The organism is Bradyrhizobium sp. WSM4873, from assembly GCF_055811355.1.
This window is the reverse complement of record NZ_JBVVPS010000009.1, coordinates 98,862-116,844: the sequence shown is the minus strand read 5'-3', so window position 1 is coordinate 116,844 and position 17,983 is coordinate 98,862. Positions and strand designations below refer to the sequence as shown.

Genomic DNA, 17,983 nt, shown 5'->3' with positions numbered 1-17,983 from the left:
CGATTTTGACCGGAGCGCCGGTCGAGGTCTTCTCGGCGCCATTGGTACACAATGTCCAGTGGTCGCGGGAGAAATAAAAACGCCGCCCTCGCGAGAGGGCGGCGTTGTTCCGCGGGTCGGAATATGTCGGCGTATCAGAACGTCAGGGCCTTGACCTGCTTGACCTGCGGCAGGGCCTGCACCTTGGCGAGCAGATCGGCCGGCACCGCGCCGTCGACCTCGATCAGCGCGATGGCATCGGAGCCCGGCGCGACGCGGCCGAGATGGAAGGTCGCGATGTTGATCTTGGCATCGCCGAGCAGGCTCGCGAACTTGCCGATGAAGCCCGGCTTGTCCTCGTTGGTCACGTAGATCATCGACTTGCCGAATTCAGCGTCGACGCGGATGCCCTTGATGTCGACCAGGCGCGGCTTGCCGTCGGCATAGACCGTGCCCGAGACCGACCGCTCCTGCCGCTCGGTGGTGACGGTGACGGTGATCAGGCTTTCATAGTCGCTCTGGGCGGCGCGGACGATCTCGTCCACCACCATGCCGCGCTCCTTGGCGACGACGGGCGCGGAGACGACGTTGACCTCGCCCAGCATCGGCCGCAGCAGGCCGGACAGCACGGCGGAGGTGATCGCCTTGATCTTCATCTCGGCGACGTGGCCTTCATAGGTGATCTCGACCTTGAGGATGCCGCTCTCGGTGAGCTGTCCCGCGAACGAGCCGAGCTTTTCGGCGAGCGCGATGAACGGCTTCAGCTTCGGCGCCTCTTCCGCCGTGATCGAGGGGAAGTTGACGGCATTCGAGATCGCGCCGGTGAGCAGGTAATCCGACATCTGCTCGGCGACCTGAAGCGCGACGTTCTCCTGCGCTTCGGTGGTGGACGCGCCGAGATGCGGCGTGCAGATCACGTTGGGATGACCGAACAGCACGTTCGCGGTGGCGGGCTCCTCGACAAAGACGTCGAATGCGGCGCCGGCGATGTGCTTGGAATTCAAGGCGTCGACCACGGCCTGCTCGTCGACGAGGCCGCCGCGGGCGCAGTTGATCAGGCGCACGCCCTTCTTCATCTTGGCTATCGCGGCTGCGTCGATGATGTTCTTGGTCTTCTCGGTCAGCGGCGTATGCAGCGTGATGAAGTCGGCGCGCTTCAAGAGATCGTCGAGCTCGACCTTCTCGACGCCGATGTCCCTGGCGCGCTCCGGCGACAGGAACGGATCGAACGCGATCACCTTCATGCGCAGGCCGAGCGCGCGGTCGGCGACGATCGAGCCGATGTTGCCGCAGCCGACGACGCCGAGCACCTTGCCGGTGATCTCGACGCCCATGAAGCGGTTCTTCTCCCACTTGCCGGCCTGGGTCGAAGCATCCGCCTGCGGAATCTCGCGGGCCAGCGCCAGCATCAGCGTGATGGCGTGCTCGGCGGTCGTGATCGAATTGCCGAACGGCGTGTTCATCACGATGATGCCCTTGGCCGTGGCGGCGGGAATCTCGACGTTGTCGACGCCGATGCCGGCGCGACCGATCACCTTGAGATTGGTGGCCTTCTCGAGGATCTTCGCGGTCGCCTTGGTCGCGGAGCGGATCGCGAGGCCGTCGTAATTGCCGATGATCTCGGCGAGCTTGTCCTTGTCCTTGCCGAGATTGGGCTGAAAGTCGACCTCAACGCCACGATCCTTGAAGATCTGCACGGCGGCGGGAGAGAGCGCGTCGGAAATGAGAACTTTGGGTTTGGTCATGGGAATGATCCCTGATGGTCGATAAATCTGAGACCGTCATCCGCAGGCTTGACCCGCGGATCCATTCTCTTCGATGGATGGCCGGGTCAAGCCCGGCCATGACGAGATGAGATAGCGCGACGAGCGAAGCTTGCTTACGCCGCCTTGGCGAGCGTGGCCTTGGTCTCGGCAAAGGCCCAGTCGATCCACTGGGTCAGCAGCGCGACATCGCTGGCCTCGACGGTGGCGCCGCACCAGATGCGCAGGCCGGCCGGCGCATCGCGGTAGTAGGCGAAGTCGTAGCCCGCGCCTTCCTTCTCGACCAGCGCCACCAGCTTCTTGGAGAAGTCGGCCTGCGCGTCCTCGGAGAGCGAGGTGATCGCGGGGTCGGTGAACTTCAAGCACACCGACGTGTTGGAGCGGATCGCGGCGTCCTTGGCGAGGAAGTCGATCCAGGGCGTCTTCGCCTTCCAGTCGGCGAGCACCTTGGTGTTGGCGTCGGCGCGCGCGATCAGCGCCTTCAGGCCGCCGATCGACTTGGCCCAGTTCAGCGCGTCGAGATAATCCTCGACACAGAGCATCGACGGCGTGTTGATGGTCTCGCCGATGAAAATGCCTTCGTTGATCTTGCCGCCCTTGGTCATGCGGAAAATCTTCGGCAGCGGCCAGGCCGGCTTGTAGGTTTCGAGCCGCTCCACCGCGCGGGGCGACAGGATCAGCATGCCGTGCGCGGCTTCGCCGCCGAGCGCCTTCTGCCAGGAGAAGGTGACGACGTCGAGCTTTGCCCAGTCGAGGGGTTGCGCGAACGCGGCCGAGGTGGCGTCGCAGATGGTCAGGCCTTCGCGGGTCGTGCTGATCCAGTCGGCGTTCGGCACGCGCACACCCGAGGTGGTGCCGTTCCAGGTGAAGACGACGTCGGACTTCGGATCGACCTTGGAGAGGTCGGGGATCTCACCGTAAGCCGCGTTGAGCTTGGTGACGTCCTTGAGCTTCAATTCCTTGACGATGTCGCTGACCCAGCCCTCGCCGAAGGATTCCCAGGCGAGCGTGGTGACGGGCCGGGCACCCAGCATCGACCACAGCGCCATCTCGACCGCGCCGGTATCGGAGGCCGGCACGATGCCGATGCGATAATCGGCGGGCACTTCGAGCACCTCGCGCGTCAAATCGATCGCGAGCTTGAGCTTGGTCTTGCCGACCTTCGCGCGATGCGAACGGCCGAGCGCTGCGTCCTTGAGATTTTGGGCATTCCATCCGGGGCGCTTGGCGCAGGGGCCGGAGGAAAAATGCGGCACGTTTGGCCGCGAAGCGGGCTTCGCTACAGTCATCGTCTACCCTTCCAGATAGTAAGCCTCCCGTTGGGGGGAGGTGTCCCGCCGCGGCTGATACGGGAATCGGGAAGGGTCGTCAAGGAAGTTCCGGGGCCTCACGCGCGAGTGATGTTGTCTCCGGTGCGATTTTGGGGGATTCGACGGCGGCGAGCGCGTTCAACAAGTCCGTGGCATCGTTGATCAATTGCGCGGCGCGGCGGCGGCTGCCGACTTTCAAAATGCATTTGTCATTGGCCTGCACGACGTAGTCGTTACCGACCTTGATCATCGAATAGCTTGTCATCGAAATCCCCGAACCGATCGAGCCCGGTTTCAGACGCTCGCGTAGCACCGTTCGTTCCTGGTTCCACGTGAACGTCGAACGGGTAGTTTATCAGCTCTTAAGATGAACGTATGCGCGATCCGATTTCGTTGATCGCGCAAGGCGCATAGCGTGCTGCGTCAAAAGCGGACAGTCATGCCGACGTGACTCGCCGTGAACCCAAGCCGCTTGTAGAAGCGCTGCGCATCCGTTCGCGTCTGATGCGTCAGCAGTTCGACCAGATTGCAGCCGCACGCTTTCGCTTCCGTCATCGCCCATTGCACCAATTGCTCGCCGATGCCGCGGCTGCGGCAATCGGAGGCAACGCGGACGTCTTCGAGCAAACCGCGCAAGCCGCCTTGCGAGCTGAGACCCGGCAGGATCGCGAGCTGCAGGCAGCCGACTACCCTGCCCTCGCTCTCGGCAACCACGAGCTGGATATTTTGGTCGCGATCGACCCGCGCGAATGCCTCGTAATAGGACGCAGGCAACGGATCTTCCACGCGCTCGCGTGCGCGCCCGAGATGATCGTCGGCGAGCATCGCCACGATCACAGCAATATCCTCGCGGCGCGCGGGACGAATGGAGACGGATTCGCCGTTCATTGAGTTACTCCTGCCTCAGCGCGCCTTAGCGCACTTGGGAAGGCCGAGAAAGGTCTCGGCTTCGCCGATCCAGCGGCGGATGGCGGCATAACGACCGAGATCGAAGCCGCCTTCATGCGCGACGCGCGTATAGGCAAGCAGCGAGACGTCGGCAAGCGAAACGTCATCACCGGCGAAGAAGCGGCCTGCCGCCAGATGCTGCTCCATGCGATCGAGCGCCGCATAGCCGCGCTTGACCTTTTCGGGATCGAGCTCGGAGGCGTTCTTGCCGAGATAGACGATCTGGAAGCGGCACACCGCGATATAGGGCTCGTGGCTGTATTGCTCCCAGAACAGCCATTCGTCCATCTTTGCGGCAGTGAAGGCATCGCGCGGAATGAGCGCACTGTCGCGCGCGAGATAGCGGATGATGGCATTGGATTGCGCCAGCGTGCGACCTTCGTCGAAGGCCACCGTGGGCACCTGGCCGGCGCCGTTCATCCTCAGGAATTGCGGCGTGCGGCTTTCGCCCTTGCGAGTGTCGATCTCGATCCACTGGTAGGGCAGCGCGAGCTTGTCGCAGACCCACTTCACCTTCAGACAATTGCCGGAATTGGTATCGCCGTAGATCCGCATCGCTGCCCCCGCGTTCAGCGACAGAGCATCAGGACGGAGGCGGCCTGTCAATCGGCGGCGCGCACGCGCGTCAGAACTTGTAGCCGAGACCGGCGCGGACGGTATTGATGCTGGTGTCGACCGCCGAGCTGAAGCGGATATATTCGTACTCACCGCGGAAGAACAGCCCACCGACCAGATTGACGTCGACGCCAAGACCGGCGGTGTAGCCGTAGATCAAATGGTTATGCTGAGCGTCCGTCGAGCTCAGTGGCGCGAGTGGAGTATAGGGACCTAATAGGGTCGCGCTGATGCGGTCCTGCGCACTGACCGTGCGGATGATGTCGGCATTTCCGAGTGCGAGACCCGCGAACATGTAGGGCAGAAAGCATCCCCAGGCGTAAGCTGCGCGGCCGCGGAATGTCGCCATGTCGCTGATGTTGATCGACGACGTGGAGGTCGCCGTGACGTCGTGAAAATTGTTGTCGGACAGGACGAGGGCGCTGACGCGCCGCTCCGAGGCTGACGCCGTTCCACCGAACTTGCCGTGCAGGTAGCTCATTTCGAGGCCGAGTACGACATCGTCCCACTGGGCATTGTAGCCGACGAAAGCGCCGTAGCCGCTGGTGCGCTGTGAAGCCTTGCCAAGTCCGAGGTTCCACTGCGATACGCCCATCTCACTTTCGATCAAGGTATCGGCCAACAACGCCGCCATCATATTGCTGGTCGAGCCTCTGAAGTTCTCATCCGACGAGCCATAGCCGCCCTGGGCGCCGATATAGCTTCCCTGCCAGTTGACGCCGGACTTGCTCAGGCCGTCGGTGAAGCTGCCGCGCAGGATGGGCAAGTCAGAGAGATCGGCCGCTTGCGCCGCAGACACCGTCCCCAACATCGCCGCCGCCAACAAAAGCCTACGCATCGAACGCTCCATCGAACTCGAACTTTCAGCCGTGATCATGGCTCGTTAACCTTAACCAATGGTTGCGCCGGAGCCTTTCGTCGCCGCGCGCCATGAAAAATTCGCAAAGCAAAACGGCGCGGGATGATCCCGCGCCGTTAAGAGAGGTTAAGCGATGAGGCTGCCGATCAGCCCTTGGTGACGAGCGGCGGCATGTAGGCCGGCGGGCTGTTGAGATCCCAACGCACGCCGAGCTTGACGTCGTGCGAGGTGAGCTCCTTGATCTTGATCGTGGACGGACCCGAAGCGCTGTTGTCGAACAAGCGATAGTTGCCGGGCGCCGCGTCGCCGAGGTTCATGTAGCTGTAGGCCAGTTCGACGGTGAACCCGGGATTGACCTTGTAGGCGAGACCGGCGTGGGCGGCCCAGGCAAGGTTCCACTTTCCGTTGTCGGCGAAGTAAGCGACGCTGTTGTTGAGCCCCGGGCTGTACGACACGCCGTCGTCGCGGAAGCCGCTGATCTTGTTGTAGGAGCCGCCGACACCGGCGCCGATGAACGGGGTGATGCACCACCAGGTGCCGAGATCGACATAGGCATTGGCCATGACGACCCACTCGGATTTGCTGCCGCTGTAATTGTTGACGCCGACGAAGCCGGGTCCAATGACGTTGTCGCTGCCGTGCAGATTGGCCCTGCCCCGGTACTGGCCGATCACGTCGCCACGGAACCAGTTGTTGAAGCGGTAGCCGACGCCGAGATCGAACAGCGTGGCCGAGTCGAAGCCGAGTCCCTCCGTCGTCTTCGTAAACCCAGGCGCTATGGCGCCCTCGATGCTCTTGGCGCGCTGGTTGGTCATGCCGACGTCGCCGCGCAGATACCAGCCGCCGAAATCGGCGGGCGGAGCCGGGGGCGCGTACATCGGAGGGGGCGCCGCGATCGGCATGTCGGCGGCGAACGCCATCGAGGAGATCAGGGTTGCCGCACCCGCGGCAAGGAGAGACTTAACGCTACGCATTGGCTTCGTCCTTTTGGCCGGTGAGGCAAATACGGCGCCTCACGTTCTGGAAACTCACGGCCCGGACGATGCCAGCAAATGTTTAAGCGCCACTTAACCCTAATTTTTAAGGTTGATTTTTTCTGACCGCACGCGCGCATGCGGCGCGAGCGTTGCAAAAATGCAGCGCCAAATGCGACGGCTTCGCCGCATTTCCTAACGATGTATGAAGCCGCGTTGCAGCAGGACAGGATATGTTAACGCGCGTGCCGCGGCAGCTTGGGCAGGAACACCGCAAGCAGGCCGATCGCGGGCAGATAGGCGCAGACCTGATAGACGAACGCGATCGAGGTGTGATCGGCGAGCTTGCCGAGCACGGCTGCGCCAAGGCCGCCGATGCCGAACGCGACACCGAAGAACACGCCGGAGATCATGCCGAAGCGATGCGGTACCAGCTCCTGCGCGAACACGATGATCGACGACGTCGTCGAGGAGATGATCAGGCCGATGATCACGGACAGCACCGCGCTCGCATAGAGCCCGGCATAGGGCAGCGCCAGCGTGAACGGCAGCGCCCCCAGGATCGAGATCCAGATCACGATCTTGCGGCCGAAGCGATCGCCCAGGGGACCGCCGAGAAAAGCGCCGACGGCGTTCGCCGCAAGGAAGATGAAGAGATACATCTGCGCGGCCTGCGTCGACACGCCGAAACGGTCGATCAGATAGAAGATGTAGTAGCTCGACAGGCTCGAGACGTAGAGCTGTTTCGAGAACAGCAGCGCGACCAGCACGAGGAGCGCAACGACGACGCGACGCGAGCTCGGCGCGTCGGGATGGGCTTCAGCCACCGCGGTCTTCTTCGCCTTGATCTGCGGTTCGTACCAGCGGCCGATGCGCCAGAGGATGAGGATCGCGAGAAAGGCGATCGAGGAGAACCAGGCGATGCTGCCCTGCCCGAACGGCACGACTATGACCGCGGCGAGCACCGGTCCCATCGAGGTGCCAAAACTGCCGCCGAGCTGAAACACCGATTGCGCAAAACCGTAGCGCCCGCCGGAGGCGAGCCGCGCGATGCGCGCCGATTCCGGATGAAAGACCGCCGAGCCGAGGCCGACCAGCGCGGCGGCGACGAGGATGACCAGATATTGGTGAGCGGCACTGAGCAGCAACAGACCGAAGAAGGTCGAGGCCATGCCGATCGACAGCGAATAGGGCTGCGCCTTCTTGTCGGTGTAGTGGCCGACCACCGGCTGGAGCAGCGAAGCCGTGAACTGGAAGGCCAGCGTGATCATGCCGATCTGCGCGAAGTCGAGCGCGTAGGTGTCCTTCAGGATCGGATACACGGAAGCGATCAGCGACTGCATGGTGTCGTTGAGGAAGTGCGAGAAGCTGATGCCGGCAAGCACGACATAGGCCGGCCCTGCGGCCTTGGCTGCTTGTGCCACGTCGCTGACCACGACGGGCTCGGTCAGCGTTTCCTCTGAGACGACGACTGGCTTGTTCAATGGAGCATCCCGGCCGGCGCGGCAGATTGCCGCGACAAGCTAGTTACGCTGCGCGCGGCGACCGATCCACCGCCAATCGTCGATGGCTGGGATGCGCTTCGCTCCATCCTTTGCGGGAATTCGTAGCGTAGCGCCTCAGGCCGCGGCCTGCCCGAGCGCCGAGACGATGGTATCGACGACGTCCTCGACCAGGATGCGATCCTCGCCCTCGCCCATGACGCGGATCACCGGCTCGGTGCCGGAGGAGCGGATCAGGAGGCGGCCGTGGCCGTTGAGCCGCTGCTCGCCGTCGGAGATCGCCGATTTGACGTCGGAATTGTCGAGCGGCTTGCCGCCCTTGTGACGGACGTTCTTCAGGATCTGCGGCAGCGGATCGAAGCGATGGCAGACTTCGGACACCGGGCGGCGCAGCTTCTGCACCACGGCAAGCACCTGCAACGCGGCAACGAAGCCGTCGCCGGTGGTGGCGTAGTCGGACAGGATGATGTGGCCGGACTGCTCGCCGCCGAGATTGTAGCCGCCGTTCAGCATCTGCTCGAGCACGTAGCGGTCGCCGACCGGCGTGCGCACGAGATCGAGCCCCTGCGCATTGAGGAATCGCTCGAGCCCGAGGTTCGACATCACGGTGGCGACGATGCCCGATCGCGAAAGCCGGCCGTCTTCCTTCCAGCTCTGCGCGATCACCGCGAGCAGCTGGTCGCCGTCGACGATGTGGCCGCGCTCGTCGACCAGGATGACGCGATCGGCGTCACCGTCGAGCGCGATGCCGATGTCGGCGCGCATCTCGCGCACCTTCTTCGACAGCGCCTCGGGCGAGGTGGAGCCGCATTCCTTGTTGATGTTGAAGCCGTCGGGCTCGACCCCGATCGGGATCACGTCGGCGCCCAGCTCCCACAGCGCTTCCGGCACCACCTTGTAGGCGGCGCCATTGGCGCAATCGACCACGACGCGCAGGCCGTCGAGCGACAGATCGCGCGGCAGCGTGCGCTTGGCGAATTCGATGTAGCGGTCATGCACGCCGTCGATGCGGCGGGCGCGGCCGAGACTGGCGCTCTGGGCAAGACGCTTGTCGATGGGCTCATCGAGCAGCTGCTCGATCTGCTTCTCGACGTCGTCGGAGAGCTTGAAGCCCTGCGGGCCGAACAGCTTGATGCCGTTGTCCTCGAACAGATTGTGCGAGGCGGAGATCATCACGCCGAGATCGGCGCGCATCGACTTGGTCAGCATCGCAACCGCCGGCGTCGGCATCGGGCCGACCAGCAGCACGTCCATGCCGACCGAGGTGAAGCCCGCCACCATCGCGTATTCGATCATGTAGCCGGACAAGCGCGTGTCCTTGCCGATCACCACCCTGTGGCGGTGGTCACCGCGCTGAAACGCCAGGCCTGCGGCCTGGCCGACCTTGAGCGCGAGCTCCGGCGTGATCAGCCCGTTGGCGCGGCCCCGGATCCCGTCCGTCCCGAAATATTTGCGGCTCATATCGTCCCCCACGCGACAACCAGGGATCCCCAAGACAACCTGCGGGTGCCCTGGCGGGACCCGCATCCCTGATTTGCTGAGGTCTTATAAAGCCATCGCGGCTAACTTGGCTTCAAAAAATATGATGAATCATTACGGAACCGGACGTACCCCGGTGCCGATAACGCCTTGTTAACACTATATTTCCAGCAAGGACGCCGGAACAGGGCGGAACCCGAGCCTAGTCCGAGCGCTTCACATGGCCGTCCCCGCGGCTCGGCGCCGGCTGGGTGACACTGACGGGATCGGAGCCCGGAAAGGTCTCTTCCAGACCTTCCTCCAGCGCTTCCTCGAGATCATGCTTCTCCTTGATCTCCTCCGGCGTCGGTCCGGTGTGCGGCCTGGTCATGGCGCCCTCCTCTCCACAAAGAATTTGCAAACGATTTGGCTATGCATCCAACCATGCTAGATGACCCCTCGATCTTCCGATGCAAGAGTCTTCCAATGCGAGACTCTTCCGACAAGACGGGCCGGGGAAACGTTCATGAAGCACATCACCTGTATCGACGATCTTCGCACACTGCATCAGCGCCGCGTGCCGAAGGCGTTCTTCGATTATTGCGACCGCGGCTCCTACGCCGAGGAAACGCTGCGCGCCAACCGCGAAGACATGCAGGCGATCAAGTTCCGCCAGCGCATCCTGGTCGACGTCTCCAAACGCGACACCGCGACCACGATCCTCGGCGAGCCCTCGACCATGCCGCTGATACTCGCGCCGGTGGGCCTGCTCGGCATGCAGCATGGCGATGGCGAGATCCATGCCTGCCGCGCCGCGCAAGCCGCCGGTATCCCGTTCACGCAGTCGACCATGTCGATCTGCTCGATCGAGGACATCGCGGCCAATGTCGAGAAGCCGTTCTGGTTCCAGCTCTACGTGATGAAGGACCGCGGTTTCATCAAGGAATTGATCCAGCGCGCGATCGCGGCGAAATGCTCCGCGCTGGTGCTGACAGTCGATCTCCAGGTCATCGGCCAGCGCCACGCCGACATCAAGAACGGCATGACGGTGCCGCCGGAATGGTCGCTCTCGAAGCTGTTGGATTTCGCCAGCAAGCCGACCTGGGTCTCCGGCGTGCTGCAAGGCAAGCGTCGCACCTTCGGTAACATCGCCGGCCATGTGAAGAACACCGGGGACCTCAATCGCCTCGCCGAGTGGACGGCGTCGCAGTTCGACACGTCCCTGAACTGGAAGGACGTCGAGTGGGTCCGCAGCATCTGGCCGGGCAAGCTGATCATCAAGGGCATTCTGGATGTCGAGGACGCCGAGGAAGCCGCCAAGACCGGCGCGCAGGCTCTCGTCGTCTCGAACCATGGCGGCCGTCAGCTCGACGGCGCGCCGTCATCCATCGAGGTGCTGCCCGAGATCGCCGAGGCGGTCGGTGACAGGATGGAGATCATGTTCGACGGCGGCATCCGCTCCGGCCAGGACGTGATGCGCGCGCTCGCGCTCGGCGCAAAGTCCTGCATGATCGGCCGCGCCTACGCCTATGGCCTGGGCGCCGGCGGCCAGGCCGGCGTCGCCAAGGCGATCGACATCATCCAGAAAGAGCTGCTCACCACCATGGGCCTGTGCGGCGTCAACAGGATTGACGAGATCGACGAGCATATCATCGCGATGTGAGCGTCTACCGGGATGCAGCTGCAACAACAGCTATCGTCCCGGACAAGCGCAGCGAAGCGGAGCGCTGATCCGGGACCATAACCACAGGGAGACGTGGTTACGGGGGACTCGGAGCGACCTGCATCGCGCAACAACTTCTCCCTGTGGTTATGGGTCCCGGATCTGCGCTTACGCTTGTCCGGGACGACAGTGGAATTTGTTGCGGCAGTTGCGCTCTATATTTCTCGCCTCACATCGGCGGCGTCACCCCATCCCTGCCGACGTTGACGCGGTTGGCTTCCAGCGAACCATCGTCCTTCTTCACCGCACCGAAAATGATCAGCTTGGCGCCCGGCTTGAGCTCGGATTTGTCGCTGGCGACGAAGGTGACGATCGGTGTGTCCGGGGGCACCACGACTTTCTTCTCACCGTCCTTGTACTTCACCGTGATGTTCTGGCCGTCGGTGCCCTTCACGGTTGCGCCACGGTGGCGTTGGTCATGGTCGAGTTGGCGCGTGCGTCCCAGGGACGAAAACCTTCGGCCGCGCCGCGCTGGTTTTCGGGGAAGATGTGCACCGCGATCGCCTTCTGGGTACCGTCGGGCTCGGGCAGGCCGGTGACGCCGATATACGAGCCGTCCTTGATCTCCGACAACGACGTCTTCACCACCGCGAAGACGGCGACGTTGTCGGTCATGCGCACCTTCACGTCGCTGCCTTCGCGGGTCTTGATGCCGAGCGTGTTGCCGTCGACGCTCTCGATGGTGCCGCGGATGCGGACCGTCGGCGTCTGCTGCGCCAGGGCGGATGACGTGACGATGCAGGCGGCGAATGCGGCCACGCCGAGGCGTGATATCCAGCTTCTCTTCGACATGTTGTTAGTCTCCATTTACATCGGCGGCGTCAGGCCGTCGCGGCCGACGCTGACGCGGTTGGTTTCGAACGAGCCGTCCGGCAGCTGCTTCATGAAGGCGATCACCTTGGCGCCGGCCTTCAGATCGGATTTGTCGCCGGGCACGAAGGTCACCACCGGCGTATTGTCAGCGACGAACACCTTCTTCTCGCCGTCCTTGTACTTGACCAGCAGCGTATGGCCGTCATTGCCGACCACGCTCTCCGACACGGTCGCATTGGTCATGCTGGAGTTGGGCTTGAGGTCATAAGGTCGCGAGCCCTCACCGGTGCCGCGCATGCTCTCCGGAAACACGTGGACCTCGACCGCGTTCGCGCCGCCGTCGGGTCCCGGCACGGTGGTGGCGCCGACAAAGGAGCCGGGCTTGATGTCGGCAAGTGAAATCCTGGTAATGCCGGACACGTTCACGTCGGAAGCGATGTGCAGCTTGACATCCTCGCCGCTCCGCGCCTTGACCTGCATCGTGTCGCCATCGACGCTTTCGATCGTGCCGCGCACGCGCGTCGGCACCGGCGCCCTTTGCGCAAGTGCCGAGAGGGTCGAGACGGCCACCATCGCGACGGCGATAAGCGGACGTGTGAAAGTTGCACGTTGAACAGACATGATGGTCTCCGATTGTCCCTATTGTCCCCTTACGGACATAGAACTCCGGAGGTTACGCGCTATTCTCTCAAGTCTTTGTGAGATCGGCCTCGACCAGCGCGCGCAGCTCGACCGTGACCTGCGGCCGCTGGCCGAACCACAGCTCGAAACCGCGGACCGCCTGATGCAGCAGCATGCCGAGCCCGTCGGCGGTCTTCAGCCGGCGCGCCTTTGCGGCCGCGAGCAGCGGCGTCACCAGCGGGACATAGACGAGATCGGCGACCACGGCGCCATCCGGCAGGCGCGCCACGTCAAGGTCGAGTGAAGGCTGACCGTGCATGCCGAGCGAGGTCGTGTTCACGAGAAGTTTTGCACGCGGCAGGATATCTTCGATCCGCTCCCACGCAACAGGATGCACCTTCGGTCCGAACTGCCTTGCAAGCGTCTCGGCCCGGCCGATGGTGCGGTTGGCGAGATGGACGCGCTCGATGCCGCGTTCGAGCAGCCCGAACACAATGGCGCGCGAGGAGCCGCCGGCGCCGAGCACCAGCGCCTCTTCGGCTGCGTCCCAGCCGGGCGCACTGGCGTCGAGATTGCCGATAAAGCCCTCGACGTCGGTGTTGGTCGAGCGCAGCTCGCCGTCCGCAAACCACAGCGTGTTGGCCGCACCGACCGCCTGTGCGCGGGCGTCGGGCGACGAGAGCTCGAGCACGCCTTCCTTGTGCGGAATGGTGACGTTGGCGCCGACGAAGCCGCGCAGCGACAGCCGCAGCACGAAATCGCGCAAATTATCGGGTGGAACCGCCTCGATGACATAGCCGCCCTCGATCCCGAGCGTACGCAGCCAGTAACGATGGATCAGCGGCGAGCGCGAATGCGCAGCCGGCCATCCGATCAGGCAGGCTGCGGGAGCCTTGGTCACGGTCGTCCTCCCCTGGGGTCGTTTCGGAGGCGATCCATTTCGCGTCCCGCAGGCCCTGTCAAGCGCGCGGGCCGTCTCATGAGAGGCTCGACCTCAGGTCGTGCCCGCCTCACCGGCCGCGGGCTGCGCCGCGCCACCCTTGATGTCGGCAACCGCACGCGCGATGGTCTCGCGATAGCGCGCGCGTGGCGGCGTGACGCCATGGGTGAGCAGCGCGCGGCGAACCGTTGGCGATGCCCCCGTGATGAACAGCCGGATGCCCTGGCGGTGGGCCTTGGCGGCGACGCGGCCGAGCACGTTGGCCGCGGTCGAATCCAGGAACGGCACCGCGGCGAAATCGACCACAAAACCCTTGCGCTTGTCGGCGATGCCGTCGAGCACGCTGCCGATCGCCGAGGCTGCGCCGAAGAAGAACGCGCCGGTGATTCGATAGACCAGCACGTCGCGATCGACCGCGAGCGCGGGGTCGTAAGGCACGCGCTCGCCATTTTCGTCATCGGGACGATCGGCGGCCACCATCGGCGAACGTTCCTCGATGCCGGTCATTTCCGCCATGCGATGGATGAACAGGACCGCGCCAAGCGCGAAGCCGACCAGAATGCCTTCGGTCAGATCGCGGAAGATGGTGAGCAGGAAGGTTGCGAGCAGCACGACGGCATCGCCCCATGACGAGCGCAGGAGCGTCGCGAATTCGTGCTTCTCCGCCATGGTCCAGGCCACCACGACGAGCACGGCGGCGAGCGCGGCCAGCGGGATGTAGCTCGCGAGCGGCGCTGCGATCAGCATGAACAGCAACAGGAAGACCGAATGCAACATGCCCGCGAGCGGCCCCCGCGCGCCGGCGCGGATGTTGGTTGCGGTACGCGCGATCAGCCCCGTGACGCAGATGCCGCCGAACAGCGCCGCGCCGACATTGGCGGCGCCTTGCGCCACCAGCTCGCAATTGGAGCGGTGACGGCGTCCGGTCATGCCGTCGGCCACCACCGCCGACAGCAGCGATTCGATGGCGGCGAGCAGCGCGAAGGAGATCGCATCGGGCAGCACGGCGGTCGCCTTCGCGAGCGAGAATGCAGGCAAGGCCGGCGAGGGCAGTTCGCGCGGAATGCCGCCGAAGCGCGATCCGACGGTCTCGACCGGCAGCGACAGCACGGCACATGCGACCGCCGCGAGCACGACCGCGATCAGGATGCCCGGCCAGGACGGCCGCCAGCGACGCAGGCCGGCGATGATGGCAATGCTGACGATCGCGACTGCGACGGCGGACGGATTGACGGTGTGCAGGCCGCCGGCAAGCGCGACCAGTTTCGGAACGAACTCGCTCGGCTCCTTCGCGAGGAGCGTGATCCCGCCGAGATCGCGCAGCTGGCTGGCGAAGATGATGACGGCGATGCCGGCCGTGAAGCCGACCGTCACCGGATAGGGAATGAACTTGATATAGGTGCCGATCCGCAGGAAGCCCGCAGCGATCAGGAACAGGCCCGCCATCAGCGTGGCCAAGATCACGCCGTCGACCCCGTGACGGTCGGCGGTCGCCGCAACCAGCACAATGAAGGCGCCGGCGGGACCACCGATCTGGAACCGGCTGCCGCCGAGCAGTGAGGCAATGAAGCCGCCGACGACGGCGGTGTAGAGTCCGCGGTCCGGCGTCACGCCCGAGGCGATCGCGATCGCCATCGACAGCGGCAGCGCGACGATCGCGACCGTGAGGCCGGCGAACACATCGGCGCGAAAATCCGATAGACCATAGCCCTCGCGCCATACGGTGACGAGCTTTGGCAGATAGAGTTCGGTAAAGGTCGGCCGACGAAGCTGGTGCAGCTTGCCTGCGTGTTCGCCTGTGATGCTCATTTCAGCAAAATGCTCCGCTGCCCACAACGCTCCGATGCATCGTGCGGCCGCGTATTGGGGCGCGACGGTGCGTTAGTTAAGACTGCTCCCGAGCATGATCATTGCGGGATCATGCTCCCACCCGACGCGGCGGCCCCGGCTCCTTGAGCCGAACGCCACGTCCGCCGCCTTCGCTGCGCGCCTGTTCGCCGATCAGCTCGACGCCGGCCCGATCAAAGGCTTCGACCACCTTCATCAAGGTCTCGACCACGCCGCGAACGTTGCCGGTGCTCGCCTCCATTCGCTGAATGGTCGGCAGCGATACGCCTGCAAGCTCCGCCAAGGCCCTCTGGTCAATGCCGAGCAGCGCACGCGCGGCCCGCATCTGGAACGACGTGATCACCCTGGCCTCACGTATGAACGATTATAAATGATGTCTGGAGCATGTACAATGATGTAAAATACATCATTCTCCGCCGAACGCAAGCCTTAACCTCTCCCCGTAAGAACGGGGAGAGGGAGTGAGACAGTGATGCGTCCCTTACTTCGGCAGACCGATCACGCCGCGTGTTGATGCGCGGCGATGATCTGGTCGGCGGCGCGGCCCGTGACTTCGGCCATGTGGTCGAACTGGCGGGTGAAGCTGCCGGCGCCTGCCGTGGCCGAGCGCAGTTCGACGATCAGCTCGCCGATCTCCGCTTCCGGCATCATGGCGCGGACGCAGTCCCATCCGCTCCAGCCGTCGCGGGTGTCGAAACCGAGGATCTGGCCGCGCCGCGCCGACAGGATCGCGTTGATCTTGGCGGTGGCGTCGGTCGGGCAGACGATCTCGACCACGTGGATCGGCTCCAGCAGCACCGACTGGCATTGCGGCAGGCCCTCGGTGAGCCCGACCCGCGCCGCCGTGCGGAAGGCGAGGTCTGAGGAATCGACGCTGTGATAGGAGCCGTCGGTCAGCGTCACCTGCAAATCGGTGACCGGGAAACCGAGCGGGCCGCGTGCGAGCCCGTCGACGACGCCCTCTTCCACCGCGCCGATGTAGTTGCGCGGCACCGCGCCGCCGACCACCTTCTCGGCGAACTTGAAGCCCTCGCCGCGCGGCAGCGGCCTGATGTCGAGCACGACATCGCCGAACTGGCCATGTCCGCCGGACTGTTTCTTGTGGCGACCGCGCTGGACGATCGGCTTGCGGATGGTTTCCTGATAGCCGATCGCGGGGGGATGCGAGGCGACCTTGACGCCGAAACGGTCGCGTAGCCGCTCGCTTGCGACGCGCAGGTGCATCTCGCCCTGACCACACAGCACGGTGTCGTGGGTCTGCGCGTTCATCACGAAGATGAGCGAGGGATCCTCCTCGTGCAGCCGCATCAGCGCCTGGCCGAGCTTGACGTCGTCCTTGCGGTCGGTGGCCGCAACCGAGATCGCGAGCACCGGCGGAGTGGGCTCAACGGCGGCAAGCGCTGCCGGCTGGGTCTTGCCGTTCGAGACCGTGTCGCCGGTCTTGATCGGGTCGAGCTTGGCGAGCGCCACCGTGTCGCCGGCTTCCGCCGCAGCACGCTTGGTGTCGTAGGCCCCGGTGACGGCGAGAATGCCGGAGATGCGACTGGCCCCACCTGAGGAGGATTGCAGCGTGGCACCGTCGTCGAGATGGCCGGCGAGCATGCGCGTCAGCGACAGCTTTCCGCCGTGCTGCGAATGCAGCGTCTTGAAGACGAAGCCGAGGGCGTCCCTGGTCTCGGGAACGCCGAGACGTTTTGCGGTCTCCGCGATACCGGGCGCCTCGTGACGCAACGCTTTCATCAAACGCAGCACCCCGTTTTCGCGGGCGGCGGCGCCCAGCAGCACGGGGCAGATCAGCCCGTCGCGCAGTTCGCGGGCGAGATCGTCGAACACGGCATCGCGCGGCGGCTGGATGTCCTCGAGCAGCTGCTCCATCAGCGCATCGTCATGATCGGCGAGCTTCTCCAGCATCGAGAAGCGCGCCTCCTTCTCGCGATCGAGATCGCCGCCTTGAAGCGCGACCACTTCGGAGGCCTTGTGCTCGCGGTAAATGAACGCGCGCTCCAGCGCGAGATCGACGAAGCCCTCGATCAGCTCGTCCTTCCAGATCGGGATCTGGCGCAGCACCAGCGGCACGCGCGAGGCGGGCTGGAGCATCTCGAGCGTCTCGCGGATGCGCTTGTTGGCACGGTCGATCTTGTTGAGGAACAGGAAACGCGGGATCTTCAGTTCCTCCAGCTCGCGCAGAATGATCTGAAGCTGCGGCAGCTTCTTCTCGTCGGCTTCGCAGACCACGATTGCGGCATCGACCGCAGGGAGCGCGGCGCGCATGTCGTGGGCAAATTCGACGGAACCGGGACAATCGAGGAAGGTGTAGCTGTCGCCCATGAAACTCGTGGTGACGGCAGTCAGCCCGACCGTCATCTTGTGATGACGGGCCTCTGGCGCGGCGTCGCCGACAGAGGTCCCGGCGTCGACGCTGCCGGCGCGCGGGATGGCGCCCGTTCGCGCCAGGATGGCTTCGAGAAGTGTGGTTTTACCGCTTTGGAAAGGGCCCACCAGCGCGATGCACCGTGGACCTCGGGGACTTCTGACGTCTTGTCCCATTCGCCGCCTCCTTGGTGTGGAGCTCGGCCCATGATTGGGTCGGCAAACGCCGATGCTCTGCCCGTCCCCGAGATTTGGCAAGC

At 64.3% G+C, this 17,983-nt stretch carries 16 protein-coding genes and 1 pseudogene; 1 reads left to right on the top strand and 16 read right to left on the bottom strand.

What is annotated here, in order from left to right; all coding sequences use genetic code 11:
* Window positions 1–134: 134 nt before the first annotated feature.
* From serA to AC0L21_RS15070, 10 genes are all read right to left on the bottom strand, one after another.
* The gene (gene serA, locus AC0L21_RS15115) at window positions 135–1,724 is read right to left on the bottom strand and encodes a phosphoglycerate dehydrogenase (RefSeq protein ID WP_247358003.1); all 1,590 of its coding nucleotides are present in this window, start codon (window positions 1,722–1,724) and stop codon (window positions 135–137) included.
* Window positions 1,725–1,858: 134 nt separating this feature from the next.
* Window positions 1,859–3,031 carry a phosphoserine transaminase gene (locus tag AC0L21_RS15110; protein WP_473262638.1) on the bottom strand — a complete coding sequence of 391 codons (1,173 nt, stop codon included), beginning with the start codon at window positions 3,029–3,031 and terminating at the stop codon, window positions 1,859–1,861.
* A gap of 79 nt (window positions 3,032–3,110) precedes the next feature.
* Complete coding sequence (locus tag AC0L21_RS15105; RefSeq protein WP_473262637.1) at window positions 3,111–3,317, bottom strand: hypothetical protein; 207 nt, start codon at window positions 3,315–3,317, stop codon at window positions 3,111–3,113.
* 158 nt (window positions 3,318–3,475) lie between these two features.
* Window positions 3,476–3,940, bottom strand: coding sequence for a GNAT family N-acetyltransferase (locus tag AC0L21_RS15100; RefSeq protein ID WP_473262636.1), 465 nt, complete (start codon window positions 3,938–3,940; stop codon window positions 3,476–3,478).
* A gap of 15 nt (window positions 3,941–3,955) precedes the next feature.
* Window positions 3,956–4,555 carry a glutathione S-transferase family protein gene (locus tag AC0L21_RS15095; RefSeq protein WP_473262635.1) on the bottom strand — a complete coding sequence of 200 codons (600 nt, stop codon included), beginning with the start codon at window positions 4,553–4,555 and terminating at the stop codon, window positions 3,956–3,958.
* 70 nt (window positions 4,556–4,625) lie between these two features.
* On the bottom strand, window positions 4,626–5,453 hold the full coding sequence (locus AC0L21_RS15090) for an outer membrane protein (protein WP_473262634.1): 828 nt from the start codon (window positions 5,451–5,453) through the stop codon (window positions 4,626–4,628).
* A gap of 167 nt (window positions 5,454–5,620) precedes the next feature.
* Window positions 5,621–6,448: an outer membrane protein gene (locus AC0L21_RS15085; RefSeq protein WP_473262633.1), complete on the bottom strand. Its 828-nt coding sequence runs from the start codon at window positions 6,446–6,448 to the stop codon at window positions 5,621–5,623.
* 236 nt (window positions 6,449–6,684) lie between these two features.
* Entirely contained in the window at window positions 6,685–7,932 is a 1,248-nt protein-coding gene (locus AC0L21_RS15080; protein WP_473262632.1) for an MFS transporter, read from the bottom strand.
* Between the two features lie 135 nt (window positions 7,933–8,067).
* Window positions 8,068–9,411 carry a phosphoglucosamine mutase gene (glmM, locus tag AC0L21_RS15075; RefSeq protein ID WP_027565344.1) on the bottom strand — a complete coding sequence of 448 codons (1,344 nt, stop codon included), beginning with the start codon at window positions 9,409–9,411 and terminating at the stop codon, window positions 8,068–8,070.
* Between the two features lie 220 nt (window positions 9,412–9,631).
* Window positions 9,632–9,799: a hypothetical protein gene (locus AC0L21_RS15070; RefSeq protein ID WP_473262631.1), complete on the bottom strand. Its 168-nt coding sequence runs from the start codon at window positions 9,797–9,799 to the stop codon at window positions 9,632–9,634.
* A 135-nt stretch (window positions 9,800–9,934) separates the two neighbouring features.
* On the opposite strand from AC0L21_RS15070, the gene AC0L21_RS15065 reads away from it, so the two are divergent.
* Complete coding sequence (locus AC0L21_RS15065) at window positions 9,935–11,071, top strand: alpha-hydroxy acid oxidase (RefSeq protein ID WP_473262630.1); 1,137 nt, start codon at window positions 9,935–9,937, stop codon at window positions 11,069–11,071.
* Window positions 11,072–11,300: 229 nt separating this feature from the next.
* Here the strand turns inward: AC0L21_RS15065 and AC0L21_RS15060 are convergent.
* The 6 genes and pseudogenes from AC0L21_RS15060 to AC0L21_RS15035 form a co-directional block, all read right to left on the bottom strand.
* A pseudogene (locus AC0L21_RS15060) lies at window positions 11,301–11,923 on the bottom strand (single stranded DNA-binding domain-containing protein).
* Window positions 11,924–11,938: 15 nt separating this feature from the next.
* Window positions 11,939–12,565, bottom strand: a complete 627-nt coding sequence (locus AC0L21_RS15055) for a hypothetical protein (protein WP_473262629.1) — start codon at window positions 12,563–12,565, stop codon at window positions 11,939–11,941.
* A 67-nt stretch (window positions 12,566–12,632) separates the two neighbouring features.
* A complete protein-coding gene (locus AC0L21_RS15050) occupies window positions 12,633–13,466 on the bottom strand; it encodes a shikimate dehydrogenase (RefSeq protein WP_473262628.1) in 834 nt (277 codons plus the stop codon).
* A 93-nt stretch (window positions 13,467–13,559) separates the two neighbouring features.
* Window positions 13,560–15,314, bottom strand: coding sequence for a SulP family inorganic anion transporter (locus AC0L21_RS15045; protein ID WP_473262627.1), 1,755 nt, complete (start codon window positions 15,312–15,314; stop codon window positions 13,560–13,562).
* Between the two features lie 109 nt (window positions 15,315–15,423).
* Window positions 15,424–15,696, bottom strand: coding sequence for a helix-turn-helix domain-containing protein (locus AC0L21_RS15040; RefSeq protein ID WP_007614761.1), 273 nt, complete (start codon window positions 15,694–15,696; stop codon window positions 15,424–15,426).
* A gap of 155 nt (window positions 15,697–15,851) precedes the next feature.
* Window positions 15,852–17,900: an elongation factor G gene (locus AC0L21_RS15035; protein WP_473262626.1), complete on the bottom strand. Its 2,049-nt coding sequence runs from the start codon at window positions 17,898–17,900 to the stop codon at window positions 15,852–15,854.
* Window positions 17,901–17,983 lie beyond the last annotated feature (83 nt).

Coding starts and splice junctions, on each gene's coding strand:
- AC0L21_RS15045 (WP_473262627.1), bottom strand. CDS start 15,314: ATGAGCATCACAGGCGAACACGCAGGCAAGCTGCACCAGCTTCGTCGG.
- glmM (WP_027565344.1), bottom strand. CDS start 9,411: ATGAGCCGCAAATATTTCGGGACGGACGGGATCCGGGGCCGCGCCAAC.
- AC0L21_RS15095 (WP_473262635.1), bottom strand. CDS start 4,555: ATGCGGATCTACGGCGATACCAATTCCGGCAATTGTCTGAAGGTGAAG.
- AC0L21_RS15065 (WP_473262630.1), top strand. CDS start 9,935: ATGAAGCACATCACCTGTATCGACGATCTTCGCACACTGCATCAGCGC.
- AC0L21_RS15100 (WP_473262636.1), bottom strand. CDS start 3,940: ATGAACGGCGAATCCGTCTCCATTCGTCCCGCGCGCCGCGAGGATATT.
- AC0L21_RS15105 (WP_473262637.1), bottom strand. CDS start 3,317: ATGACAAGCTATTCGATGATCAAGGTCGGTAACGACTACGTCGTGCAG.
- AC0L21_RS15090 (WP_473262634.1), bottom strand. CDS start 5,453: ATGCGTAGGCTTTTGTTGGCGGCGGCGATGTTGGGGACGGTGTCTGCG.
- AC0L21_RS15085 (WP_473262633.1), bottom strand. CDS start 6,448: ATGCGTAGCGTTAAGTCTCTCCTTGCCGCGGGTGCGGCAACCCTGATC.
- AC0L21_RS15110 (WP_473262638.1), bottom strand. CDS start 3,031: ATGACTGTAGCGAAGCCCGCTTCGCGGCCAAACGTGCCGCATTTTTCC.
- AC0L21_RS15035 (WP_473262626.1), bottom strand. CDS start 17,900: ATGGGACAAGACGTCAGAAGTCCCCGAGGTCCACGGTGCATCGCGCTG.
- AC0L21_RS15070 (WP_473262631.1), bottom strand. CDS start 9,799: ATGACCAGGCCGCACACCGGACCGACGCCGGAGGAGATCAAGGAGAAG.
- serA (WP_247358003.1), bottom strand. CDS start 1,724: ATGACCAAACCCAAAGTTCTCATTTCCGACGCGCTCTCTCCCGCCGCC.
- AC0L21_RS15055 (WP_473262629.1), bottom strand. CDS start 12,565: ATGTCTGTTCAACGTGCAACTTTCACACGTCCGCTTATCGCCGTCGCG.